The following is a 25727-nucleotide window of genomic DNA, read 5'->3' as shown; positions in this document are numbered from 1 at the left end:
AACGCCGTAAATATTTGGAGACCTCTGATTGCAAATAAACGAACCCGGTAGGATTGCAAGTCCTACCGGGTTTTGACTGTATACGGGTGGTTATTGAGCGCTTACCTTGCAGCATACAGTTGGCCATGACCTCCAGGGATTGTCCCGGCTCCAGTCTGATGGTAACAGTGCTGCGGTTGAAACGCTGTGGTTCTTTGGAATGAACCAGAAAGGAGGTCTTTCCGTCTGTATCCTCTCTGCATACTAGTTCTATGTCGTCAGGCAGAGGACGGGAAAAGGACTTGTCCCGAGCCTGGAGATTGAGAAGATGCTCCTGGGCTTCCGGGCTGGTCATGCTGCAGTAGTGATCTGCGGTGACGTTGCCGGACAGCGACTGCCCCTGCAGGAATTTGACAGCGCCATCGTTGGGTTGGAATCCGCTGAGGTAGGAGATGCGGTTTTTATAGTGGGCCAGCAGCAGCCGAACGCCGATTCCCAAGGCACCGGATGCGGCTCCCAACTCCCCGGAGAACATTCCGCACTGAAAGAGCTGTTCCCGGCAGAAGGCAGTCAGTTCTTTGCTGGTCAGCCGTTTGCCGTCACCGTCCTCAAGAACGTAGCGGCCCTCCAGCGTCCCCCAACGCGCACGGAAGAACTCTGCACGCCGACAGAGTTCTTCCGCACAGAAGGGCGTTCCAGGCCTGGTGTAGTCGTGGGTGGCACCGGCGATAAATTCTTTTTGAATGGCGAACTGCACGGTGGGCTCTGTGCGTCCCATCTCGTTCAAATGTACCTCGTCCCAGCGAAGCTTGCAGGCATCGACGGCCGAAAACCCGGCATCTTTTATCAAAAGCAGCCCGGTGCTTTTGATGTCGTCAGGAGCGGCCTGTTCCAGTGCTTGGTTCAGCAGGCGCTCTACCTTTTCCGGAAGAGATTTGGGTGCAAGGGCTTTGCGCTGTAAATCATCCGGCGCGGCCCGCTTTGTGGTGTTGTTTTTCAGAAGAAACTGTGTAAAGGGATTTTGTCCGTGATAAATTCCTAGCTCCAGACAGTAATTCCAAAACTGCTCAGCCAGGCGAAATATAGTCCCGGCATCCCTTCCCGACTTGTGAAACAGTGAGGAGAGGGCGGCCTGCGGAATGGTGGACATGGTGTATTTGTCCAGCTGGGCGGCCAGCTTTTTTAGCTGGCGCTCTTTTCGCCTGCGGGTTTCCTGCTTGATTTTAGGCCCTGACAGATTGTTCAGAAAACGGTTGTGATAGCGGTAAACCACAAAAGAGGGTTTCATGGTGTCAACAGTAGCAGCCTGCATATCTTCCTCAATGGCCAGGATGTTTTCCGTGTAGAGACGTTCTGCGGCATTGAGAACGGGCTGACGAATATCATCCAGACAGATGCGGAGGTCTTTCAGCTCAGATTCGTCAAGGCCCCCTCGCCCTTCCTCGTCCCGAACGGTCTTGACATAGAACTCGCTCATGATGGAGAAGGTCTCCGGACCAGGCTCTTTCCCCTCCGCACGCAGAGAATTCAGTATCTCCCGCTGCCGGGGTCCCCGAATCTTAAGTACAGTTCCGGTCTGGCTGGAGAACAGGGTGACCCGGCCTCTGACGCGATAGGGGCCTGTGTGCTGCACATTGGCATTAAATGCAAAATGGCAGCCGTTGTACTGGCAGGTGCCTTCCACATGGGCGTAGCCCTTGTTGTTTTTGTCAAAGCGGCAGATGATGCTGCCTTCGGAAGCGGATTTTGCGGTATTCATATGCTTTCCTCCTTTGCATGGAAGGAAGCGAGATCCAGGTTCATTCCGGCTTCCTTCAAGGCATAACATTGTTCTTGGGACAAAATGCGCCCAATCAGCGGGCGGTTCAGACGCAGGGCAGGGGTGTCCTTTGGCGCGTATTTGACAGTTGGTGGGGTAATCGCTATGCCGTCGGTCAGGATACGCACATCCTCTCCGCACTCGCAGGTGGTGACGTCCAGCGTGACCAGGACAGGCTGCTCGCACGCGCAGATACGGTAAGCTCCGTAGCCATTCAAATCTGCCGGCTTGCGGGGCTGGGCAGAAATAGGCGAGAAATAGGGGTGCCTGCTGTAATCGGGCAGGCAGACATATCTCTCCAGTTGACGGGCAAGCTGTTCCTGAATGTCCGGATTGGTGTAATCCTTTCCGGAGACAGCTGGATTTTTGTGGCCCACCAGGTAGTCGATATCCATAGAGGACATTCCGCAGACGTTGGCTGCCCGTCCCACCCAATCGCGGCGCAGGATATACGCGGATATGTCGGTCTCCGGTTTGCCTTCCTCGTCCAGGTCGGGCTCCCGCGTGATCAGGGCAGCCGCTGTCAGAAGCTGCTCCTGGGTCAGCCCACAGGCCAGGAGAAGATTTTTTGCGTAGGCGGAGAGATCGGATGGGTCGGCATATTGGGTGCAGTCTTTGGGATGGGAGACCAAGGGCATTTCCAAAATTTCAGTCTCTGTAAAGCCCAGCTGACGCAAGTATGTACACCGGGCGTCAATCAGGCGGTACATCAGGTATCCACCCAGCGCATGGCGATATGCCGCGTTGGTTTTCAGCCGGGGGATCCGTTTTCCGTTGCGTATCTGAAATAAAATGGGGCAGTCCACATACCAGCCGTCCCGTAAGGCGAGTTCCCCAATTTTGATAGCGCAGGCCTCAGCAGTCCGGGTTCCCATCAAAAACATTGCGGATGCACCCAGGCTGAGGCCGTTATCAGTCAGCTGCGTCAAGGCATAGGCAAAGGGTACCCGCACCTCGTTTGGCACAAATTTAAATTGTTCTGTCATGGGAATCTCAGCGGAATAATTGCTGTCGAACGTGACCCGTGGGAGCGTGAGGTCCAGCTCAGCCATTTGGTGCAGAATCCAGTTGCACCTAAAAAGATATTGGCAGACGCTTTTGGTGGCTACATCAGGGCTGCGGCTGCTGCGCTTGTTTTCGACCGCTTTTTGAATTAACTGCTTCTTGATGGCCTGTACATCTTCCAGTGTGACGTCGGTTCCGAGCTGATCCAGGGGTTTGAGAATGTTTTTCTCAAAATAGGTAAAGGTGCCTTCGGCGGTACTGTCGTTCCAGTTGTCATTGCGTAGTCCCTGGTCGCGCAGGCTGCGGTATGCGTTGGTAAAGAGGCCGGGCGAGGCGGTATCCATGTTCTTTTTTGATGGGTTCCCTATTTTCTTTCCATGGCCCTTTCAATCCGGTTTGCCAGCTGCCGCAAGGCGTCTTCCAGCTGTATCGTAAGCGGGTCGTAGGTGTACTGATGTTTGCTGCTCAGTTGTTTCTTGGATGATTTGTCCTGTACGTAGCCGGACAGCACAATTGCGGATTCTGACTTTTGATTACTGGTAATATGGATAACCGCACCGGGAATTTTTGTGGGAAGGTCATACATGATGGGTTCCTCCAATTTCAAGTCGTGATATAGAAGTATGGCAGGAACCCAACATGGATAAGAAAACCGGAAAAACAATGGGCAAAAAGTGAAAATGCCCCGCGCATTGGATCTTTAGATCCAATGCGCGGGGCATTCTTTTTTTCTTGTTTACTTATTCAATCCCTTTGCAATCGCGATCAGGTGTTCAAGCTGCTCGCTGCTCAGATCCTTTGCCGCGTTGAGAAGCGCCTGAACCCTGGTGGGGCTTTTTGATTCCGTATCAAAAAATTCCTTGGGCGTTACACCAAGATAGTCACAAATATAGAAAAAGACAGCCATGGAGGGGTAGTTGACGCCATTTTCAATGTTGTTGATATACCCCGCACTCTGGCCGATGGACAAGCTCATGTCTCTTGCGGAAACACCCTTGTCCAACCTCAGTTCAACCAGACGGTTAATAAAGTCAGCTTGTTCCACGACAATCCTCACCTCGCTTGTGTATGATTTTACTATATGGCGAGGACTATTCTGTCTGGTTAAAATAGTGGTTATCATTGAAATATATAAATAAAATAGATATAATGGGATATCAATATAGTTTAGCTGGATACTGTGGGGGCCGAGGGATGGGAGCAAGCTGCTTTATAATGGGCAATCGCGATGTGGGGGAGGAGGTCATTCCAGCTTTGCGGGATGCGATGGAACGGCATATCCTTCAATACGGAGTGGATCGCTTTTACGTTGGCCACTATGGGCGCTTTGACCGAATAGCAGCCCAGGTCATTCAGCAGCTCAAAGGACGTTTCGGCGAGGTACAGGCGTGGATGGTGCTGCCGTATCATCCCGCAGATCATCCAATCTCTGCACCTGGCTGCTTTGATGGGACGTTCTATCCCTGGGAAGATCAGCGGATTCCCAGGCGGCTGGCAATCGTACGGACTAATCGATATATGGTAGAGACCTGTGATTATCTGATTGCCTATGCCGCATATGGATTCAGCAATACCGGAAAACTCGTCGCCTACGCACAGAAGCGGGAAGAGAAGGGGCTCATGCGGGTAGAAAATCTTGCCCAGTGTATTTCAAAAGATAGCCTCAGGTGAATTTTGTACCGAACAAAGGTTGATTTTATATTCTGACAGCGGGCAAAAAGAGGAGGGACGCACTCATCATCGGAGTGCGTCCCTCCTCTTTGCGGAAAACCGGATTGCCACGCCAGCGTACGTGCTGGCTTACAATAACAGGTGTGCAGAATCTCATTTGTACGGCAAGCATTATTAGCGGTTTACCTTCAAAAATCAGCGAGGTTAATGACCGTCTTTTTCTGCCGAACAGCTTTTGCGGCAAATTGAGCCGCGCCGCCCCAGGAATGAGTAATATAGGTCACCACATAATCCGCCTGCTTCAGCAGCCAATCGTTGCGCCATGAGATAGCATAGCGAGGAGGCGCCAGCTCCATTCCCTCCGGCAGCATGGTATCGGAGAACACTTCCTCCTCCGGACAAAGCTGTTTGTCAGGCAATCGCTCCAGCACCACGGCATAGTGAATCCGGGAATACTCCGCCGATAACTCCCGCAGAACAGTGCGTACCTGGGCATCGAAGGCACCCTGACGACCCACATAGAACTCTGTTACCCCACAATGCTCAATCAAGTTTACCAGCACTTTCCGCAGTTTTGGCTTGATGGTACTTGGGCAATCCCTATGCCCAAAGAAGGTACAGGTGGACATAGAATTCATCTCCACGCAAAGATTGACCAGTATAGCGGACAATATTTTCTCTCACTATAGCATACGATAGTGTGGGTTGCAACCAATACTGGTCAAGTTTGCTGGAGGTGAGGGGATGGAACAGAAAATCCGCCGGGACCGCAATATGGGAAATAACCTTCGCAGATTGCGGATAGAGAGGGGAATCTCACAGGAGAAACTCTGCGCAGAACTTCAGAGACGTGGGTGCGACATCGGGCGGACCACATATGCCAAATATGAGGCCGGCGAGCTGAACATCCGAGCCAGCGTCTTAATTGAACTGCGGAAGATATACGGATGCACCTATGACGACTTTTTCTTCGACCTGGACGTTGATGAGCCGAGCGATCTGTGAATATAAAAAGCCTGTAGGATTCAGAAGAGAGAAATCCTACAGGCTTTTTCATGTTATATGGAGATATCCGCCGGTGCTGCTGATGGACAGACCTGCACATCTGCGGGTTCAGACAATGCTACGGTTCTTTATTTTCTGGAACGTACTTTACAATATCTTCAATCTGGCATTCCAGAGACTCACAGATCTTGCCGAGGGCATCCATGGAGACGGTTTCATCTTTTCCCAGACGCGCAAGTGTCTTGGGATTCAAGCCTGCAATGGTGAGCAGGTCTGTCTTTTTCATCTTTTTATCGATCAGCAGCTTCCATAAGCCGTTATAGCTCCATCCCATAACTTCATCTCCCTCGTATATATAGTACACGCTCCTATAGGTTAGGTCAACAGTTAAACGGTCAAATAATGCGAGGTAAAATATATTCCCTAAAAGGTAAAATAATTATTGACAAAGGAATATAATGGTGCTATACTAACCTCAGAAAACAAAAAACACGGCAGCATACGGGAGTTGCAGCTCCCGTATGCCTACATAGGTGATCTCGGCACCCATGCAACGGATTCAATCCGCACCGCGGGATTAGTATACCTGTTTTTCACCCTGTTCGCAAGGGAAAATTGCAGGCAGTTCCGCGATGTCGGTCCGCCATATTCTATGGCTAACACCGTGCAGGGAGTTCACCTGCACGGTGTTTTGTTTTCCAATCAAACAGAAAAGGAGCTGTAGTTATGGAAAACAAGAGGTTTCTCAATGCGGACGATGTAGCGCAGTATTTGAATGTATCGGTACCCACGGCGTACAAAATCATCCGCAGGCTCAACCAGGAGCTGTCGGCAATGGGCTATCTAGTCGTGGCGGGACGGGTCAGCAGGACCTACTTCGAGCAGAAGGTCTACGGCGGCGCCACCGCCTGACGGAGGTGGGCCATGCCAGTCTACAAGGACGCAAAGACCAACACCTGGTATGTAAAGGACCGATACAAGGACTGGACGGGGAAGACCAAACATCTGATGAAGCGGGGGTTTGCACGCAAGCGGGAGGCGGTGGAGTGGGAGGAGGCCTTTCACCAGCGGCTGGACTCCAGCCTGGACATGACCTTTGCCGACTTCTATCAAATCTATCAGCAGAACATCGGAAGCAGGCTGAAGGCCAGCACCTGGGCCACAAAGGCCGCCATCATTGAGACCAAGCTGCTGCCCTTCTTTGGGGAGCTGCGGCTGCGGGATATTAGCTCGGTGGAGGTCATCCAGTGGCAGAACCAGATGATGAAGGAACGCACGCCTCAGGGCAAGCCCTATTCCCAGACCTATCTGAAGACGCTGCACAACCAGCTCAGCGCCATCTTCAACCATGCGGTGCGGTTTTATAAGCTGTCCCAGAATCCCGCGCGGACAGCGGGCGCCATCGGGGAAAAAGAGGGCGGGGAGATGAAAATCTGGTCGGAGGAGGAGTACCGGCGATTCTCCGAGGCCATTATGGACAAGCCGGTCTCCTTCTACTGCTTTGAACTGCTCTATTGGTGCGGCATCCGGGAGGGAGAACTGCTTGCGCTGTCCAGGGGGGATTTTGATCTCAACAGGCGGGAGCTGAGAATCACCAAGACCTATCACCGCATCCATGGGGAAGACCAGATCACCACCCCCAAGACCCGCCAGAGTGTGCGGACGGTGGCGCTGCCGGCGTTTCTCTGTGAGGAGATGCAGGAGTATTTCTCCATGCAGTATGACCTGAGACCCACCGACCGGGTCTTTCCCGTGAGCAAGAGCTTTTTAAGCAAGGAGATCCTGCGGGGAGCGGCCATAAGCGGCGTGAAGCGCATCCGGGTCCATGACCTGCGCCACTCCCATGTGTCGCTGCTCATCCATATGGGGTACAGCGCGGTGGCCATCGCAAAGCGGGTGGGCCACAAGAGCATCGACATCACCTATCGCTATGCCCACCTGTTCCCCTCCGTTCAGACCCAGATGGCGGACGAACTGGACCAGAGAAGGGAGGAGGGGGAGTTTGTCCAGCAGAAGTTGTGACCGGAGGGGACGTTGGCGGAATCTGACGGTGGCCTTTCGTGTCTCCCAGGAGGAGCGGGAGGAGATCCGCACCCGGGTAAAGCTCTCCGGATTGACCCAGCAGGAGTATATCATCCGGCGGCTGCAGGCCCAGGACATTGTGGTAGTGGGCAGTCCCCGCCTGCATAAGGCATTGAAGGAGCAGATGCGCCAGATTTTTCTGGAGCTCCAGCGGATTGGGAAAGGAGGTGAGGTCAGCCAGGAACTTCAGGAGACCATTCGCCTTGTATCAAAGATTTATGACGGTATGAAATCCAACTGAGCAGCCCGAAAGTTGATTTGCTGCTGCTTACAATCGATATCAGAAAGGATGTTATATATGATGCGTATTCCTGTCAGCCCCGCTGCCTATTTAAAAGACCTGGCCGCTTCCTTTACACCCCAGAAGGCGAAAGAGGCGCTCAAGCGTTTCGGAGAATACCTGTCCCGCAGCGACAGCATGGACGCCATCCGCAATCTGGCCTCCCAGTTTCAGAAGATTCTGGAGTGCCCTCTGATGGAGACTGTAAAGACTGTCACCGAACAATTGCCTGAAAATCATCCCAACCGCCAGGCGCTTGAGGACTGGCGGGAGCTTCTCGAGCGTCCTATCTCCGCCAGCGCCGCAGGCCGCAGCCTCTCTCAGGTCTGCTGCTCCATCGCGTTTTTGAGCAGCATCTCCAATTATCTGGAGCGCCGGGATTATCTGCTTATGTCCATTCAGGCTCTGCCCAAGAACCAGCGGGAGGAGGCGGCCAGAGCCCTGCACAAGAAGCTCACGGAACTTCTCATCCACATCACCGTACCCAGCCTGATTGAGGACGGACGCAACCCGCTGCTGCGCCATCAATACCGCCTTTGGAGTCAGGTGACAGACTGCATTGCCGCCGGCGCGGAGGAATTCGCCATGTTCTTCCTGGTCTATGACGGTGAGCGCCTGCGCTTTCTGGGACCGTGGGTGCTGTCCGGGGACGCCGATGTTCAGGAGCTCTACCAGTGCGCCGACATCATCGCTACGCTGGCCAGACAGGGGGTGTACTGGGACCACGATGTGCTGGTCAACTGCTTCTGGCAGCTGCTGGACCTGAAGGTGCGGATTCTGCTGAGTCAGGACAGGGCGCCCAACCAGGACGACCAGGCGGTTCTGGAATTGTGGGCCATGATGTACTGGACGGAGAGGAAGGAGTTTCACAGCTTCTGGGAACTCTCCCGCTTCTATGAGAATCTGTCCCGCTATGAACTTGAAGAGGAAAAGGAGGACTGAGATATGACACTGCAGGTCATCAATGATTTCAATCTGCGCATGTGGGCCCGTATCCTTGTCACCGTACCGGCGGGGCCCCAGGTGGCCCGGGCGCTGGAACAGATACATATTCTGGCGGACGGGGTGTGGGAACATGAACAGATGGCGGGCCAGAGCGCGCTGTATGAGGTCTACCATCAGCTGGTGAGCGATGCCCAGGCGCTGGAGCTGGCCGGACAGGCCAGCCCGGCGCTCACCGGGGCCCTCTATGCCTCCCGGGTACTGGAGGACATCCGGGAGGGGACCGGCTGCGACCACCCCACCGGCGGGATATATGATGCCCGGGATTTGCCGGATTCCCTTCAGGAGCGATGGGAGGAGGGGTGTACTGACGAGGCTTGTGCGGAGGTACTGATTTTTGAGACCATGGAGGAGATCATCGTACCTACCCACAATCTGCCTCTGGCGCTGGAGACGGTGCAGCATCTGATTACCGGCTGCCTGGTGAAGGAGCTGGAGGATGTTCCGCCCGAGCGGTATCCACGGCCGGAGACCGGGCGCTGCGTGAAGCTGGCGCGGTGGCTGCTCCCCTGGGGGGAGCGCCCCTCGGTGCAGTATCTCAGCTGTGTGGAGGGGGAGCTGTTCACTGTGGACGGCAGGCAGGCGGAGGTAAGCAGGGAGGCATATCTGAGCGCCATTCATCAGATGGAGAGATGGGTGAGCCTGCCCGAGCTGGACGGCTATCTGGAGGACTGTGCCCGGCAGGCCGAGGACGGCGGACGGCTGAAGGAGGCGGTAAAGGAGTGGGAGGACGAGATTGAGGCTCTGGTCCCCCCTGAGGCCCGTTGGAGCAGCGAGTTTGAAGAGGTGAATTCACAGCCAGAGATGTAACCAGATAGGAGCAGATGAAGCGGCCGTCCTGCCAGGCGGCCGCTTCTTGCAGGAATCATAAGATAGGGCGGGGCAATAGGATAATTTGTTGTGGAGTTCGCTCCGGGTTTATGCTATCCTATGGATATAAAATTGTACAGCGTATCTTTGACCGATTTGACGCCATTTAATATATGGCTTGAATGTCATAAGGAGACACAGCATGAAGACAAAACAGACGATCTCCGCTTCTGAGCAGTACAAGAGCAATCTGCGCAACATTCGCGGTACCTTTGCCGCCGAGGGGATGACCATCAGCAAGGCTACCCGCAGCAATCTGGACCGCATTGCCACCGGCCAGGCCAGCTACCAGCAGGTCCTGCAGGAGCTGCGGATGAAATATGAAAAGCGAGGCTGACCATGTTCTCACGATATGAGGTCTACACTACGGTGCAGTCCATTTATTGCTATCCGGACAGCGATGTGCTGAAAAACAAATTGAATATCCGTGATGGCGGTGAGCTCAAACGGGCTGAGGAGGAGTTCGTGGCGGTAAAGCAGCTGGTTTTACTGCAGACGCCCATAAAGGGCCGGTTTACCATGACGCATTTGCTGCGTATCCACCGCTTTCTCTTTGAAGATGTGTACTCTTTTGCAGGTCATCTTCGCCGGGAGCAGATCAGTAAAGGAAACACCAGCTTTTACCCGCCGGATCTGATTGAACGGGAACTGCGCCGTGTGTTCCGGGCGATCCACGAGTTGGATATGCTGCATGAGAAGGACCCCAAGGTGCAGATCCAGAATCTTTCCCGTGTAATGGCGGAGCTGAACGTCATTCACCCATTTCGGGAGGGAAATGGACGCAGTATTCGCGAACTGATCCGCTGTATGGCTCTGGAATATGGGCTTTCCATCAACTGGGGCAACACAGACAGGAACACGCTGATGGATGCGGCGGTTGCATCGGTAGACAATGATATGGCATTTTGCGATGTATTGACGTTGTGCCTGGAGAGCGAGAGAACTAATTTAAGTTATATGGATCCGAACTTGATGTAGGCAGTAGCAGGTAGCTATGTATCATATATGTAACAGATGTGTTACTGCAATAGGTAGAAACTTGTAAATTTAAAAAAATCACCAATAGTGCCGGTGGCCTGGCGAGTCGAAAAAGTTTTACAGAGTTTGTGCCCGCAGGTGCGAAAACAATCAGAATGGATTTCAGCTGTAACATATACATAGTTGAAAATATGTTTCAGGCCATAAGTATGAAATTCGCCCGCCAAAGGTGGCCAAATTATGTGTGCAGCAGGATGTATCCCACTCGAAAGAGTGACACCCACCACTTTTTCGGTATCCTTAATTACTGGCATTGCCGGAGGTTCCCAAAAGTTTTAGCTATGTCTAGAAAAATATCCGAGCAAGACGAGAAAATGGGTGAAGAAAAACCGAGGCAAAATCGGTGTAATATACATATGAGAGAGAAGGTTAACTGATAGCTGTATTGAATTGTGAAAAATGATACCGGGTGGACTGGACGCATCTATCCAACGAAAAAGCGCAATGTTGAAGGAGCTAAGCTACAAGAAAGTAATTGCACATGTTATCTCCGAGAAAGGAATTAGTGGCCGATTCGCAGGTGATATTCGTGCTTTTCCTAACTTCTTATGTATAGATGTTTACTAATTCACTATGAATGCAGGCGGGGCTGATATTTATCTGCCTTTATGTGAGATTGCAACTGCTGGTATTGTTAGGTAGTTTGAACAGAAACGTCGTGCCGAATGTAGGTTTGTCAAACATATTGGACAGTGACTTCTAATGGAGAACGCCAGTGGAGGGGCCTCATAGGGAAGTTGTTGGAGCGGCGGTTGTGAACAGCGAGCTGCTTTGCAAAATCGTCCAGTGAGTAAAAACTGTGGCAGGAATAGAAACGTTTCTGGTCCTCTCGGTGGCTGCGCTCTACTTTGCCGTTGTGTCTGGGTGTATAGGGGCGGATGAGCTTACGACAGATGCCCAACTCGGTGGCAGTGGCTTCAAACAAAGTGGGGATGTCCCTCTTACTGTTGGAAAAGCGGTTGGTGAACTCAAAGCCGTTGTCCGTCTGGACACATTCCACCCGGATGCCCCGGCGGGCATACCACTTGAACAACCTTTTCAAGAAGTCGGCAGAGGAATAGGTACTCTGCTCAGGATATGCTGCCAAGAAGCGTAGGCGAGTAAACTCGTCAATGGCGGTATATTGGAACAGGCGAAGCTCGTGGTCTGCAATACACCTACGGGGCACTACTTTCACATCTACCTGGACTCGCTGGCTTGGATAGGTCATCTGTTCATACGGTCTGGGCTTGTACGCTTTCTTCTTCTCAGGTGCAGGGAACAGTCCTAGTTTGCGCATGACCCAGAACAGACTCTCTGGGCGGCGGGTATAGCCTCTCTGCCGCAGCCGATGCCACAGCTCCACCATACCCAGGCTTGGGTTGCGGCGACGTATGTCCTGGATCAGCTTCAGCTCCGCCTGTGTGTGCTGGTTGGGATGGCTGTGGGGCCGCCTGGACTGGCAGGCCAGGGACTGCACCGTCCCGTCCCAGCGGGCCTTCCAGAAGTAGATGTACGACCGACTCCTGTTGTACTTCCGGCCGGCGCGGCTGACGCCGTATTTCTCCGTGTATTTCATTAAGGATTGCCGATACGCCATGTCCTGTGTTATACTCCTGCTCATGAAGGATATGGCCCCCTCTCGTTAAGTTGTTGTCTGGCAACTCAACTTTATCCGATGAGGCCGTATCCTTCATCCTTTTTTATTCAACTGTCCAATATGTATTGTACTCCTACAGTTTGAACAGAAACGTCGTGCCGAATACATTGACGGTTTGTGCGATGTTTGTTATAATTTTTAAAATATAGTATAAGACAATGCAATGTTGCAGAAGGTGCTGCCCAAAGAAGTAGAATGGTATTTAAATGGTTCGACTCCAAAAGCGACACCGGTGCGGTAAAGTGCGAGCTAGTTGAAAGTGATCCAAATACTCCGGAAAAATTGTAATGTGTGCATGAGAGACTTGCTCTTTTTGTGCATCAAGAATAGATGAGGTGTGTGTATGTTAACTCCTGCCGACGAGGATCTGGAAATCCCAGAACAACTGCTGGATTCCATTCGGCAACACTATGCGGGTGGTCTGCGTTTTGAGAGCACGGTTTTGCGCCTTCTTGAAGATCATGTGGGCTGTGTGTTGGACAATCAAATCTTGACCAAGTTGCGATGTGCCATGTTTCAACGCAGAGATGGCCTGTTTTTTTTGCGCGATGCAGTAGCGAATGAAGCACAGCGTAGTGCTGTGGCCGGAGATGTGATTCAAGATGCACTGAACCAATACGGGTGTATTGTGCTTGAGACATTATTTAAGCAATTTCTTGCTATGGGATCTTCGACCTGTATTCGGGATCTGGGAGATTTTGCAGATTATTTGACTTGGGAAATACCTTGTAGCATTCGCTTTGGTCGCGTTATGAACATCAAGATTATCAAAAACAGAGGACTATCTGCCTCTGCGGCAGCAGAGGCTGCTGCCGAGAAGGTGGTACATACACTGGAGCAACATGGCTGTGTCACCGAAGGAGAGCTTTTGGAGTGGTATTCCTATTATTCTGTAGAGTTCTTGCGGAAATTACTGGATAAATATACAGATAATATTGTACAAACAAACATCAACGACATCATATGCTACCAAACTGTGGAATCGCTCGAAATTGATTCCGCTTTTCCTGCAGTTCTGAACGCGGTGATGGACGACGTACGGCGGCTTTCGCTGACCCCGTCCCAGGATATTATCCACGCCTTGATCAGTGTGCGCATAGGGTACCATTTCCGGGACGCATACAATATTGGGGATGACAGGTCATTTCAGCGCATCGTTTCTCTGTACGCTTCAGCATTGGAACGGCGTGTTTGGCGTGCAAGATGCTTTGTGGAGGAAACCGAAGAAGATGTATGATTATGTGTGGGATCAAGAGACAGGCGGCCTCCTGTTGACGACCTCCACAGGAAAATATGTTGCCAATGAAATTCGACCCGTGTTTGCCGAAGAAATTGAACTTACGGGACTCAGTCGCTATTTTTCCTATGATCCGCATACGACAGGGCCGCTCCTCTGGGCGCAAAAGAATGTCTACTACGACCGGGGCGAGAAAGTGGCCCAGTGCAATGCGATGCAGTATGGAAAACCTATCGAGATTTCATGTTTTTTCGAAGGAAAAAGGGAGCTGATTCCCGTGGATATCTATAAAATGGTTCGGAAAAATGAGGCTATTTTAAAGGCACTGGTGGACGATACGAAACGCCGTATTAAAGAGCTTTACGACGCAGATATTGCGCGCTGTGATGCGGCCTATATAGCTTTTTCGGGTGGAAAGGACTCGGTGGCATTGCTCCACCTCTGCCATGAAGTGCTGCCGATGGATGTCCCTGTGATTTTTAGTGATACAGATATGGAGTTGCCGGACACCTATCGGACTTGGGAGACAATCCAGAAAATGTATCCACAGCGTACGTTCATCTGCGCCAAAGCACATACGCGGGCACTGGAAAACTGGAACACTTTTGGGCCTCCGTCCCGAACGATTCGCTGGTGCTGCTCCATCCACAAAAGTACGCCGGCTCTGATTGGACTCAAGACCATGCTGGGGAAGCCAGCCATTCGCATTATGGCCTTTGTTGGGGTGCGTGGAGAGGAGAGTTTCCATCGCTCTTTTTATGAAGATGCCAATGACAGCGTCAAAAATGCCTCTCAAATGAACCGCATGCCACTATTGGACTGGGGTGCCCATGAATTGTGGCTGTATACGTTCCAAAATAACCTTTATTTAAATAGAGCCTATCGGTTGGGACTGCCACGGGTAGGCTGTGCGATGTGTCCGGAGTCTTCAGAGAAGTATGTCTGGTTGGTGGATGCGGCCTACCCCGGCCTGATTGAGCCTTATGCGGATGCCATTTTACACGCTGTGAATAAATCCTTTTCAAACCGGGAGGAAGAACGAGCTTACTTAGCAAGCCAAGGCTGGCAGGCCAGAAAAAGCGGTACTATATTGAATCAAACCATCACGGCTCCGGTGGAGCTGGTAGAGCGAGGCAAAACGACCTTCAAAAGCGCCTTTTTTGACGAAGCCCGGTTTCACACGTGGATTAAGCCCCTGGGGTCGGTGGTCGCACACCCAGACACTGGGGAGACAAAACTGAAGTTTCCCCATACGCTGGACGAAGGACTTCCTTTTTCCTACCGTACCCTTTCGGGTGGAGGCGGTGTGCTGACAGTGCAGTTTCGCTCTGAGGATGAGAGAATTGCGGTAACGCCGTTGCTGCGCACCATGCTGAAAAAAGTTTCTGCCTGTGCCGGTTGCCGCGCCTGTGAGGCGGAATGCACCCATGGTGCCTTGTATTTTTCCCAGGGTACCATGCAGATTGATGAGAAAAAATGTGTGCATTGTCAAAAATGCTTTACCAATATCGACAACGGCTGTTGGAGGTATAAATCCATGTACAAGAGCGAACTTGAGCAGAAAAACAAGATGAGCGGCATCAACCGCTATAATAACTTTGGACTGCGAGAAAAAGACGCAAATTTGTGGATTTCTACCCTAGTGGAAATGCGGGAGAGCTTTTTCCCCTGGACCGATCAACATCCCTTGGGGAAGAAGATGGTGGAGGCTGCCAGTGCCTGGTTCCAGCAAGGCGGGTTGATCGACGGCAGATCGCGAAAGCCCACCATTCTGGTAGATCTCTTTGAGAAATTTGGCGGAGATTCGGCGCTGGGGTGGGAGATCATTTGGATGACTCTGTCCAATCATGCAGCCCTTGTGAAGTGGTTTGTCACAGCAACGAAATTTGGAGAGGCTTACTCCATAGACAAACTGGCCGATATGCTTCGGACAGACTATCCGGAACTCAGCGCCTCCACAATCAAAGGGGGGCTGGCTGCGTTTAAAGATATGATCTCTAAATCTCCCGTGGGGGGGAAAAACGCCATGGTTCAGTTTGAGTCAAAGGGTAAAACGATTGTGTCCGTTACAAGGCTCATCAAAACTGCCCATCCGCTGGCTGTGCTCTATGGCCTGTACCTGAACGCCGCATTGGGCGATCAGCGTACATTTACAGTGACAGGGCTTATGGACGCCGACAACCAATCGACCTATCTCTCTCCGCTTCCTGTTTTCGGCATTTCGGCAGGGGCGTTCAAGCGCATCTGTGAAGGCCTGCACAGCCGGTATCCTGATTATATTGCCACCACGTTTACCCACGGCAATGATGAGATCCGTATTTTCCCCGATAAGTTTACCGCGGAAGATGTCATTACCCTTGCGCTCCAGGAGGGTTCATCATGGAACAGAAGCACTATATAGATTTTTTTACGGTTCCGGCAAAGTACACTGCGAACATGACGCAGGAGGCGATTAATGAGACGCCGGAGACGTGGATGGACTTCTATCCCCATATCAAATACCTGGATTTTTTAAATACGTTATTTGATGAACAAAAATCTGTCTGGTTGACCGGCAACTACGGTACAGGAAAAAGCAATGCCGCCCTGGTCACCCATAAACTCTATATGGACGATCCGGACCGCGTTCATCGGTGGTTTGCCGAATACTCAAACGTAATTCCAAATTGTTCCAATTTGGAGAAGCGCCTCTTTGAAGCGCGCGCCCGGGGCACATTGGTGGTCTATGACTACAATGCCTCCGGCGTTGGGCCTCACGAGGAGTTTCTGGTGCGATTGGAGAAGGGGATCCTTGCTGCGTTAGGCGAACAGAACATGACGGTGCCGGCCAAGGCCAATCTTGATCTGGTTCTTGAGCGCCTTAGGCGGGAGGGCGAGCATTTCTTTTATACCCGTGATACCATGCTGAGCGACATGAAGTCACTCAAAGGGGATATTTGCTCTGTGCCGCAGCTGGAGGAAAAGCTGCGACAGGAGAATATGGGATCTACGCCAACGCATTTCCTTGAGGACGTGCAGGCGGTATTTCACCGGGATGATATCTACCTGAACATCAATGTGCCAACCTTCCGTGCCTGGATTTCCGCCATTTGCACCGCCAATCACCTGAGTAGGATCATCTATATTTTTGATGAGTTTTCCGATTTTATTGACGCCAACAGCGGAACATTAAAAACCTTTGAAGAGGTTACCGAGGCACCTGCCAACAACCATTTTTACCTGGTGCCTGTGACCCATAAGGAGCTAAGCGCTTTTTATGGAGAGAATTCTCCCGGCGCCAATAAGGCGAAAGATCGCTTTTACTTCCGCAACCTCCAAATGCCCAACGACATTGCGTTCCGTCTGGCGGCCCACGCAATGAAGCCGTTAGACGCGGAAAAATGGGATCAGGAAAAGAAAGAACTTTGGAACAGTGTGGTCTCTGTGGTGGATCAGTTCCGTGATCTGGAGACCAGTGAAGCATATGTCTCACGTCAATCCTTCTATGATATTTTGCCGATTCACCCTATGGCGGCATTTCTGTTAAAATTTTTGGCAGAGTCGGCGCGCTCTAATCAGCGGAGTATTTTTGAGTATCTCAAGGGCAGCGCAGATGGCCGTGAGTTTCAGGATTTTATTGCTACCGGAGGCCCCGCTGTCTTCCATCGTCAATTTCTGACAGTGGATTACCTCTGGAAATACTTTATGGAGCGAGAGGATTCCGGTCAGAGCAAAGAAATTGTCGCGATTCGTATGGAATACGACAGGATTCGCGCCCGGGAGTTTGGGCACTACAGTGACGAACAGCCGGAAATCCGGGTGCTGAAGACGGTATTGCTGTTTTCCCTGCTCTCTCGGCTCAATCCCAATGGTCACGACCGGCTGCGGCCCACCGTTGAGAACGTGGAGCTCTCCTTCCGGGGGGATGGCGTGGTAATGGATGTCCTCGGTATTTTGCGGGACTTGGCGGAAAACCGCCATTGCTTCTCCATTGCGGGCGGCAATATCGATCTCTACGCCACAACCGTTGGCAGCGATGATTTGGAGAAGAAGAAAAATGAGCTTTCTAGCCAGTTTCATGAACTCCTTTCGGAGAAATGCAGGGCGGAGATGGAGGCGCAGACGAAAACTGTGCGCGCCAAATTCTCCAGCGGTCGTTTTGATATCCGGGTTTCCGACGGAACCCACACCGCTCTCACGAATCTCAATACTGCCACCAGGGAGAAATATAGCAGTGGACTGGGACGGGACGACGGATCGGTCTGCCTCTGGTTTGTAGTCGCCAAAAACCGCACGGAACAGATGCAGCTCCAGGAGAAAGAAGCGCGGCTGCTGGAGAATCTCCGTGGACACAGAATTGTAATGGTATCCTTCCCGGATATTACATTTTGCGAAAAGGATATCAAGCTCTGGGATGAATATGTGGGGCTGTATGCCCAGTATTTGCTGGAAAACAAAATCGAAGCGAAGAACCAGATCAAAGCCAGTTTTGAACGGATTGAGAAAGCCTGGACCGATAGGCTGAAAGCCTCCAATACCACTCTGGATATCCGGTATTACGACACGGCAGCCGGTGCCATTCAGGCGGAGCGCCTTACCTGGCCTCAGATAAACGCATTTCTGCATCGCTATACCAAAAGCGTGTTGGATGCATGTCCGGATCTCCTGACGGAGCAGATCACCGTGTTTGGCAATAAAGCGCTGAAAGCGTGGGCGCTGGCGGGGCTGCGTTTCAGCGCCTCTGCACCCCAGAGCCAGTTGATTGGATCCTTAAAATCCCAGGGAATTTCCCAGGACGATGCATGGTTTACGGCCAATCCCACCCATTTGTTTGGCAAAATCCGGGCGCTGTTGGAGAAAAAGTATGCCAATACCGTCGGCAAAGGCGGGCAATTATCGCTGCGGAAGGCATATCTGGAGCTGAGGCGGGCGCCCTATGGCATGCGATACAATGGCTTGAGCGCCTTTACCCTGGGCTTTTGCACCCGGTGGCTGCTGGAGAAAAACTGTCAGTGGACCAACGGGCAGCTGAACCGTCCCCTGGACGATGAGACGCTGGCCGAGATCATCGAGGCCACCGTATCCGAGAAGACTGGCAACGAAAAATGGATCTGCCGCCTCTCCAAAGAGGACAAGACTTTTGCGGAGCGGGCCGGAGAGCTGTTTGGCTTGCCGCCGGCTGTGGGAGCTACGCCCAATGATACGCTGCGTGCCATCTCCGGGCGTGTGGAAGAAACCTCCTGCAGAGTGCCGCTTTGGGTGCTGGCCCACTATATCCGAGCAGTCCACCCGGAGCATGAGCCGGCCGCCATCGTAATCGATGCTCTGTGCACCGCCCTCAAGATTAGCTCCAAAGGTAACAAAGAGGAGTTTAACGCTGCCATCTCTGACGTGGGTGGAGCATTGCTGCGCCATTCGGATTTGATCGCCACGGTGGCATCCTATACAAAGGAGTCCGTCTATATCAGTGCATTCCGGCACTACGTGGACAGCGCCAATCCGGAGCTCGCTTCTCTTGCCGTACGGGTGGAGGATCTGAGCCATGGGTACTGCGATATGATTCTAAATCAAGCTGTATCTACCACAGGATGGCTCTGGAACCCGTTGGATATTTCAGCTCTGATCGCAGCGGTGCATGACGCCTACCGGTTTATGGAGCTTGCCCGCAGATTCTTGGGACTGGCCGGATATGCCTCCTATGGGGAAATTCTCTCACTTCTAGAGCGGAAAATGGCCACGGCTGGCTTCCCGTTGGCAATGGTGGGCGAAAAATATCCGGCAATTGCAAAGCTGATCGAAATGCTACAGGGTGACCGAAACGCCCATACCTTGCTGGAGGCCATGGAGGATGGCGCCGCAGTGCTTGATGCGCTCTACAACGATCCGGAAAAGAAGCTGGCGCTTGCGATGATTGCAGAGCGATTGGGCGACGGGAAACTGGGCCGGGACGACCTGCTGGATCTTGTGACCCAGCTGCCGCTGGAGCCAGACTACCATGCTGGGCTTTCGACGGAAAAATATCTTGCTTTGCTCCGGAGGCTATTAGATCAAAATGTTCGCAACACGCTGATCCGGCAGATCGGGCAGGAATGGAAGCGGATCTCAGGATTCTCTACCTTTGACGATTGGTCCTTTGACACCAAGCTCCCTGCCTGGACAGTTTTGGCAGAGACGAGCAACGGGCGGGAACTGCTGCAATTGCTGCGTGCGCCGCAGAATTATTCCAACGAGGCGCTGCGGCAGGCCCAGGCGGAACTGGAAGTGCTCAGCTCTGTCACAATCTCCCGGTGTCAAACCGTGTTTTTGCAGACCGTTGTTCCGGAAAAGTACCGGAAATTAAAAATCGACCTGGCGTCTCTCTTGCGATATCTTGGCCAGCAATGCGGCAGCGACCCCAACCGATGGCCCGAGCATCCGGAAATAGGGGCCTTTATTCGGGCACAGTATCGCGACGTATTTGCCCCGGAGGTTGTGCGCAATCTGAAGGACATGGACGCCGCAACCTTGAAGAAGACGCTGCTGCAGTTGGTAAAGACCGACCCGGATATTGGGCTGCGTTTCTTGGAGCTGTGATGTGTGATGAAATACACCTTAAATGAGTATCTGCCCTATCTGTCCGATCCCGGCACGCGAATTGAAGTGCCACCCAATCGAGAGTTAGCGGCCAAACTGGTATCGGACTACAGCGACAAGGGGGCCATGGTTGTGCCTCTTTCCCAATTGCTTCCCCGAGATACAAAATGGCTCCCCAGTCCAGCGGCCATGGTAGATACCATGCAGAGATTCGGCCGTACGTCCCATTGCCTCACGGTATTTGTCGGCATTGAGTCCTATCTCGTATTTTTACAAGAGCGAGCCTGGCGGGACTTCTTTGTTGGCCTGTATGCCCTAATAGAGCAACAGGAGTTCCATGGGCGGTTTTTAATCGGAAGGCTCTTTTTTCTGCCACATAGCAATCCGAAATATGAAAATGCCATGCAGATTGTCCACTTCCAGGGGGAGATCGCGTCAATTGACGACCTGGAGATCCAGCTGTTCCCCGCCAAGTGGGTGCCAGCTGGGAGGGCCGTGCCCATGGTTGTCCCGGCGTTGGAGCAGTTGGGTATATATATCCCCAGCGGACAGTACCGGTTTTCCGTGGAAGAAAAGGAGCTGCGCTCCGCCGGCGCTCATTACCTCACAGTTGTCACCAACGGCGGCGATGCCCTGGAGAAGCTCTATGGAATTGACGGCTCGTTTGAACCTGCCCAGGCGGACCAGTTGCTGTGTCAATGCGCCCAATGCAGCGCTACGCCCAATGAGGTTTTAACGCAGCGGTTTGGGGGAGAAGCCTACCTCACCTGTGATAGGGCGCCCATGCAGCTGGCTCGGCTGAGGGAGGATGCACTTTGGGACTTCTATGTCTGGCTTTTGAAGGGCAAACTCTCGGTTACGACGTATCTCTATCACGTCCTGGCTCAGGCACCAACGGCGGAGACCTTTTTGCAACAGTACGTAGTCACTGCGGCCATCTCACTTTTGGGAGACTCTCATGCAGCATCTCTGGCAGAAGAGCGGGGCCGTGTGCTGCAGCGCATGGGGATGATTGAACCCCTGATCGAGCAATTTGTGAGGCGAACGGAGGAGGATGGCCGGTCTGTGCCGTTCCTCAATTGCGGCACAAGTGTTGAAATGCAGGGCTTGATCCGCCGTGCCGCTAAATTGGGCGGCACGGCGCGGTTGCCTGAGGATTTCGACCGGTCCATGCCGATCCTAAATTTCTATTTGGATCCGTATTATTCCTATGGCAACCAGGTGCTGACACAGTATTTTCATCAGTTGCGTTACAATCGGCTGCGGGACTGGGTGGATGCAGACTTTGTGCAGCTGGCAAATGATGTGGAAGTTCCTCCGGAGATCGAGCACCGGGACATGGTATTGAGGCGTTACGACGATGGAGGCACTGGACTGCTGGTGGTGGATGGTATGGGGGCGGAGTATTATCCGCTGCTGTGCAATTTGGCCAACCACAACCACCTGAACCTGGAGAGCCGTCAGATTGTCACCGTAAATCTCCCCTCATCCACACAGTTTAATCCCATTTCATGGAGCAATTCCTGTAGGCTGCCGGAGGTAAAGCGGGCAGATGACATCTCCCATGCCGGATATTCCAAATTTGAAGCATGTCGGTATGAGGAAAACCTGGCCGAAACGCTGCTGCTGTTTCACAAGCGGGTTTTACCCAGAGTCGTAGAGGGGCTGCAGACATATAAGCGGGTTGTAGTAACCGCCGACCACGGTGTCTCCTATTTGGCTGTCACGGCATACCGCAAAAACCTGGTGCAAACCATCCCGTGGGAGGACCCGGAGGACTGGCGATATACCGTGAGCACTGCCGGGCGGGAGGCGCCGGATGGTACGATCCCCGTGTACCACCCCGAAGACGGTCTCACATATTTTGTAGGAAAGGGGTATCACCGTCTACCCAAACGGGGGAGCAAATTGTATGGGCTACATGGCGGTGCCTCTCTGGAAGAAAGGCTGGTTCCACTGGTGGTCTTTACTCGAGAGGCTGCGACTGCGGTCAATCTGCAACCGGAAGAAGAATTTTTGGAAGACGAAGCCTTTGATATCCTGTGAAATGGGAGAAGACTATGTACGATACAGAAAAGCTAAGAAAGGTATTTCCACAGACCTCTATCTATAAGGACCGTTCTACGAACGCCATTTTCAAAGCGGCGAAAATAGAAGCGTTTCTGAGGGATTGGATCATCCGGAAAAAAGCTGGACCGGATGGACGTGTTGCTGATACGGAAGCGCTCAGCCAGTATATTGACAGTGTCATCCCGCGGCAAAGTGAGCGAGGTGCATTGGAAGACGCAGCGAGAAGCAACGGCGAGACTCGTCCCTTTCTTGCGAAAATTAACATTTCTTTCAATTCCAATGCTAACTACTATTGCTTTGAACTACCGGATCTGGGCTTTTCTTTTTCCAACACTATTATCGAGGATTATGTCTGGGAGCGAGTGAAAGATGATTTGCTCAAGGAGTCCGGTGGCTGGGGATTGTTGAAGCTGGGCTATATGCCGCCAGAAGAGAATAAAAAAAACGGCCGATTTACGCTGCTGGATTTTAAAAACTTTTGTCCGTATACGGTGCGGCTAGACACCTACCGCAGAGCCCGTGCTGCATATGATGATACCGAGGAATGGATGGATATCTTACTGGGGGCCATTGATTACTGCGCGGACGGTTTTCAAAAGCAGGGCAATCCTGCCGCAGACACATGGCTGGCCAAACACACCATGCTGACGCGGTTGCTGCCATTTGTAGAACCCCGGGTTAATTTGATTGAATTGGCGCCCCAGCAGACAGGCAAGTCCTATATTTTTGGGAAAATCGGGAAATACGGCTGGTTAGCCGGCGGCGGCAGCCTGAGTCGCGCTAAACTATTCCTGGATATGCGGCCCGGTGCTAAAGCGCGGGGGTTAGTGACCTTCAACGATTTTGTTGCGATTGATGAGATCAAGTCTATTTCTTTTTCCAACGACAAAGAAATGGCCGGTATTTTCAAAGGCTATATGGAAGATGGATTCGTAAATGTGGGCGGAAACCGCGTTGACGGCGATGCGGGCATTATCTTTTTGGGCAACATAGATGTAAATGATATGGACGCTAGAAAGGATATGTTTCGTGAACTGCCGGATATTTTCCGAGACAGTGCTCTTTTGCAGAGGATACACGGATTTATCCCGGGAAAGTATATTCCGGCTCTTTCGCCCAATATGTACATGGACGGCTGGGCGCTGAACACAGAGTATTTTACCGAGATTCTGCACCAGTTGCGCACACCAGCTGAGACCATGCGCTATCGCGCTATTGTAGAGGAGTTGGTTACTATCCAAGGCTCGGACATCTCCGGACGCGAGCAGGAGGCGGTTTTGCGGATTTGCACCGCTTACTTGAAGCTGTTTTTCCCGCATGCTTCCAAAGAAATGGTAAATGCCCTGAAGTTTAAGCAGGATTTCAACCGTTATTGCCTCCAGCCGGCAAAACAAATGCAATTTACGGTTCTGGAGCAATTAAAGATCATCAATCCTAACGAATTTGGGGCAAAGCAGATGGCGTCGTATGCCGTACGGAATGATTAAGATGGGAAAAGTATATACCTGTATTGTCTGTGACGAACCAGTGGACAAGATTTCTAAAGGGCTCTGCCAAAAGTTGTTTGATCGCCATACAAAGAAAATTATGTGTCTATCCTGCTTGGCCAACGCGTTAGAGGTGGAGGAAGCGGTTCTGATGGAAAAGGCGGAAGAGTTTAAGGAGGCAGGGTGCACCCTGTTTTTGTGAGGTGGATCTCGCAATGGAACATATCTATGCCGATCATGCGGCAACGACTCGATTAGACGGTGACGCACTGGAAGCGATGCTCCCATGGCTTCAGGATGCATACGGCAATGCTTCGCAGCTTTACTCGTTTGCAAGAAAGCCAAAACAGGCGATCAGAGAGGCACGGCGCATGGTCGCTGCGTGCATTCATGCCCAGCCGGAGGAGATTTTTTTCACTTCTGGTGGAACCGAAAGCGACAATTGGGTTATAAAAGGCTCCGCGTTGTCAGATCCGACCCATAGGCCTACCGTCACTTCTGCCTTTGAGCATCATGCAATTTTGAATGCGTGCAGAACAATCGAGCGACTGGGTTATCCGGTTACCTATCTGCGCCCTTCGGCAGAGGGACAGATTTCCCCGGCGCTTCTGGAACACGCCCTATCCGGTGAGACCAGGCTTGTATCAATCATGTTTGCCAATAATGAAATCGGCAGCATACAGCCAATCCAAAAGCTGTGTACCGTAGCGCATAGCCATGGAGCGCTGTTTCATACAGACGCCGTCCAAGCGGTGGGGCATGTGGATCTGGACGTCCAGATTCTGGGCGTAGATTTCCTGTCGGCTTCTGCACACAAATTCTGCGGGCCGAAGGGAGTTGGTTTTCTCTATATCCGGAAGGGAGTACCTCTGGCGTCGTATATCGATGGGGGCGCCCAAGAAAGCGGACTGCGGGCAGGTACAGAGAATGTCGCCTCGATTGTGGGGATGGCCGTGGCGCTACGGAAGAGCTGTGTGTCAGTTCAGGAGCAGAAAGCTCACCTCCAAAGGCTAGAGACGAGTCTGTTAAGCCGACTTGCCGGTGCGAGGATCCGCTTTCAGCGAAATGGGGGCACAGAAAGGCTGCCAGGATTGATTAGCCTTTCGTTTCCAGGAAAAGACGGGGAAGCAATTTTGCATAGGATGGATTTGATGGGAATAAGTATCTCCACGGGTTCTGCCTGCAATAGTAAAGATACGGCAATCTCCCATGTGTTGCGTTCCATTGGCCTGGATGACACGCTGGCTGGCGGTACGATTCGGATATCTTTGGGGAAAGAAAACACCGTTACAGAGGTTAATAAAATAGCCGACGCACTGATTCGCATTTTGCGATAAAAAGTAAAAAAGTTCCTTTGCCCATGACAGCGACAGTGTCGACTGAATAAAGTGCCTACCACCATATATGTGGCACGACGTTCAATGCTAAGAACTAAAACTATTAAATCGAGTGCGCAGGGAAACGGAATGAATCTCTTTGACTGTCTAGGCCTTGTTTGAAAATTGTCAACACGCCCAATCGGCGGGTCTTTTACCCGCTGGACGGCCCAATTTTTTCTTGAAATCTGTCAGGATTCCTGCGAAAAAATTGCTTGCCAGCAGCCAAAATCCCTCGCCGCTGGGCATATCGCCAATATTCAAACAAGGCCTAGCGTTGAAGCGAATGTCACTAAGAGTGCCTAACAAAACCGAAAAGCAATCAAAGCGGCAGCCAGAGTAAGAAAGGCCAAATGAATATCAGCCCTGCGTTCATATCGGACAAGCAGACGTCTGTACCGATGGAGCCAGGCAAAGGTTCGCTCGACAACCCAGCGGTGTTTTCCAAGATGCGAGGAACTCTCCACTCCTCGTCTGGCAATTCGGTGCTTTATGTGCCGCACGGCACACGCCTGTCTGCAAAATGGGAAATCATATCCTTTATCGGCATGAAGTTTCCGGGGATGACAGGTAGGTTTCCCATGTAAATTTCGCAGGCACGGCAGATGATCCAGC

The 25727-nt window shown here is 52.1% G+C and carries 23 protein-coding genes; 15 read left to right on the top strand and 8 right to left on the bottom strand.

Annotation, left to right across the window (positions count from 1 at the left end; genetic code table 11):
• From H6B51_RS10735 to H6B51_RS10720, 4 genes are all read right to left on the bottom strand, one after another.
• A partial coding sequence (locus tag H6B51_RS10735; RefSeq protein WP_204883688.1) for a hypothetical protein occupies positions 1 to 1738 on the bottom strand: 1738 nt, incomplete at its 3' end.
• Complete coding sequence (locus tag H6B51_RS10730; RefSeq protein WP_204883687.1) at positions 1735 to 3147, bottom strand: hypothetical protein; 1413 nt, start codon at positions 3145 to 3147, stop codon at positions 1735 to 1737. The genes H6B51_RS10735 and H6B51_RS10730, both read right to left, overlap by 4 nt.
• 20 nt (positions 3148 to 3167) lie before the next feature.
• Entirely contained in the window at positions 3168 to 3389 is a 222-nt protein-coding gene (locus H6B51_RS10725) for a hypothetical protein (RefSeq protein ID WP_204883686.1), read from the bottom strand.
• Positions 3390 to 3539: 150 nt separating this feature from the next.
• Positions 3540 to 3848: a helix-turn-helix domain-containing protein gene (locus tag H6B51_RS10720; protein WP_335342146.1), complete on the bottom strand. Its 309-nt coding sequence runs from the start codon at positions 3846 to 3848 to the stop codon at positions 3540 to 3542.
• Between the two features lie 149 nt (positions 3849 to 3997).
• On the opposite strand from H6B51_RS10720, the gene H6B51_RS10715 reads away from it, so the two are divergent.
• Positions 3998 to 4474 carry a hypothetical protein gene (locus H6B51_RS10715; protein WP_204883684.1) on the top strand — a complete coding sequence of 159 codons (477 nt, stop codon included), beginning with the start codon at positions 3998 to 4000 and terminating at the stop codon, positions 4472 to 4474.
• Positions 4475 to 4662: 188 nt separating this feature from the next.
• Here H6B51_RS10715 and H6B51_RS10710 read toward each other — a convergent pair whose 3' ends face one another.
• On the bottom strand, positions 4663 to 5103 hold the full coding sequence (locus tag H6B51_RS10710) for a hypothetical protein (RefSeq protein WP_204883683.1): 441 nt from the start codon (positions 5101 to 5103) through the stop codon (positions 4663 to 4665).
• 115 nt (positions 5104 to 5218) lie between these two features.
• On the opposite strand from H6B51_RS10710, the gene H6B51_RS10705 reads away from it, so the two are divergent.
• On the top strand, positions 5219 to 5479 hold the full coding sequence (locus H6B51_RS10705; protein WP_204883682.1) for a helix-turn-helix transcriptional regulator: 261 nt from the start codon (positions 5219 to 5221) through the stop codon (positions 5477 to 5479).
• Positions 5480 to 5597: 118 nt separating this feature from the next.
• On the opposite strand, the gene H6B51_RS10700 is transcribed toward H6B51_RS10705, so the two are convergent.
• Positions 5598 to 5813, bottom strand: coding sequence for a helix-turn-helix domain-containing protein (locus tag H6B51_RS10700; protein ID WP_204883681.1), 216 nt, complete (start codon positions 5811 to 5813; stop codon positions 5598 to 5600).
• A 392-nt stretch (positions 5814 to 6205) separates the two neighbouring features.
• Between H6B51_RS10700 and H6B51_RS10695 the strand changes: the two genes are divergently transcribed.
• The 7 genes from H6B51_RS10695 to H6B51_RS10665 all read left to right on the top strand — a co-directional run bounded on the left by H6B51_RS10695 (position 6206) and on the right by H6B51_RS10665 (position 10691).
• Entirely contained in the window at positions 6206 to 6391 is a 186-nt protein-coding gene (locus tag H6B51_RS10695; RefSeq protein ID WP_204883680.1) for a helix-turn-helix domain-containing protein, read from the top strand.
• Between the two features lie 12 nt (positions 6392 to 6403).
• A complete protein-coding gene (locus H6B51_RS10690) occupies positions 6404 to 7501 on the top strand; it encodes a site-specific integrase (RefSeq protein WP_204883679.1) in 1098 nt (365 codons plus the stop codon).
• On the top strand, positions 7482 to 7802 hold the full coding sequence (locus tag H6B51_RS10685; protein WP_204883678.1) for a plasmid mobilization protein: 321 nt from the start codon (positions 7482 to 7484) through the stop codon (positions 7800 to 7802). Before H6B51_RS10690 ends, H6B51_RS10685 begins: the two co-directional genes overlap by 20 nt.
• A gap of 57 nt (positions 7803 to 7859) precedes the next feature.
• Complete coding sequence (locus H6B51_RS10680; protein WP_204883677.1) at positions 7860 to 8783, top strand: hypothetical protein; 924 nt, start codon at positions 7860 to 7862, stop codon at positions 8781 to 8783.
• A 3-nt stretch (positions 8784 to 8786) separates the two neighbouring features.
• Complete coding sequence (locus H6B51_RS10675; protein ID WP_204883676.1) at positions 8787 to 9653, top strand: hypothetical protein; 867 nt, start codon at positions 8787 to 8789, stop codon at positions 9651 to 9653.
• 202 nt (positions 9654 to 9855) lie between these two features.
• Positions 9856 to 10050, top strand: a complete 195-nt coding sequence (locus H6B51_RS10670) for a hypothetical protein (RefSeq protein WP_204883675.1) — start codon at positions 9856 to 9858, stop codon at positions 10048 to 10050.
• Between the two features lie 2 nt (positions 10051 to 10052).
• Positions 10053 to 10691: a Fic/DOC family protein gene (locus H6B51_RS10665; protein ID WP_204883674.1), complete on the top strand. Its 639-nt coding sequence runs from the start codon at positions 10053 to 10055 to the stop codon at positions 10689 to 10691.
• 736 nt (positions 10692 to 11427) lie between these two features.
• Here H6B51_RS10665 and H6B51_RS10660 read toward each other — a convergent pair.
• Entirely contained in the window at positions 11428 to 12330 is a 903-nt protein-coding gene (locus H6B51_RS10660) for a DDE-type integrase/transposase/recombinase (protein WP_243421253.1), read from the bottom strand.
• A gap of 403 nt (positions 12331 to 12733) precedes the next feature.
• On the opposite strand from H6B51_RS10660, the gene H6B51_RS10655 reads away from it, so the two are divergent.
• From H6B51_RS10655 to H6B51_RS10630, 6 genes are all read left to right on the top strand, one after another.
• On the top strand, positions 12734 to 13627 hold the full coding sequence (locus H6B51_RS10655) for a hypothetical protein (RefSeq protein ID WP_204883672.1): 894 nt from the start codon (positions 12734 to 12736) through the stop codon (positions 13625 to 13627).
• Positions 13620 to 16028, top strand: a complete 2409-nt coding sequence (locus tag H6B51_RS10650) for a phosphoadenosine phosphosulfate reductase domain-containing protein (protein ID WP_204883671.1) — start codon at positions 13620 to 13622, stop codon at positions 16026 to 16028. Before H6B51_RS10655 ends, H6B51_RS10650 begins: the two co-directional genes overlap by 8 nt.
• Positions 16007 to 20179, top strand: coding sequence for a hypothetical protein (locus H6B51_RS10645; protein WP_204883670.1), 4173 nt, complete (start codon positions 16007 to 16009; stop codon positions 20177 to 20179). The genes H6B51_RS10650 and H6B51_RS10645 overlap by 22 nt, the downstream gene beginning before the upstream one ends.
• Positions 20180 to 20185: 6 nt before the next feature.
• Entirely contained in the window at positions 20186 to 22225 is a 2040-nt protein-coding gene (locus H6B51_RS10640) for a PglZ domain-containing protein (RefSeq protein WP_470382114.1), read from the top strand.
• A gap of 14 nt (positions 22226 to 22239) precedes the next feature.
• Positions 22240 to 23736: a BREX system Lon protease-like protein BrxL gene (locus H6B51_RS10635; RefSeq protein WP_204883668.1), complete on the top strand. Its 1497-nt coding sequence runs from the start codon at positions 22240 to 22242 to the stop codon at positions 23734 to 23736.
• Between the two features lie 215 nt (positions 23737 to 23951).
• Positions 23952 to 25073: a cysteine desulfurase family protein gene (locus tag H6B51_RS10630; RefSeq protein ID WP_204883667.1), complete on the top strand. Its 1122-nt coding sequence runs from the start codon at positions 23952 to 23954 to the stop codon at positions 25071 to 25073.
• A gap of 341 nt (positions 25074 to 25414) precedes the next feature.
• Here H6B51_RS10630 and H6B51_RS10625 read toward each other — a convergent pair.
• Positions 25415 to 25727: transposase (locus tag H6B51_RS10625; RefSeq protein WP_204883666.1), on the bottom strand; the 313-nt coding region annotated here is incomplete at its 5' end.

This window comes from Pseudoflavonifractor phocaeensis (assembly GCF_016901955.1).
Lineage (GTDB): Bacteria > Bacillota > Clostridia > Oscillospirales > Oscillospiraceae > Flavonifractor > Flavonifractor phocaeensis_A.
The sequence above is the reverse complement of the archived record's forward strand: the minus strand, read 5'-3'. Positions and strand labels throughout refer to the sequence as shown.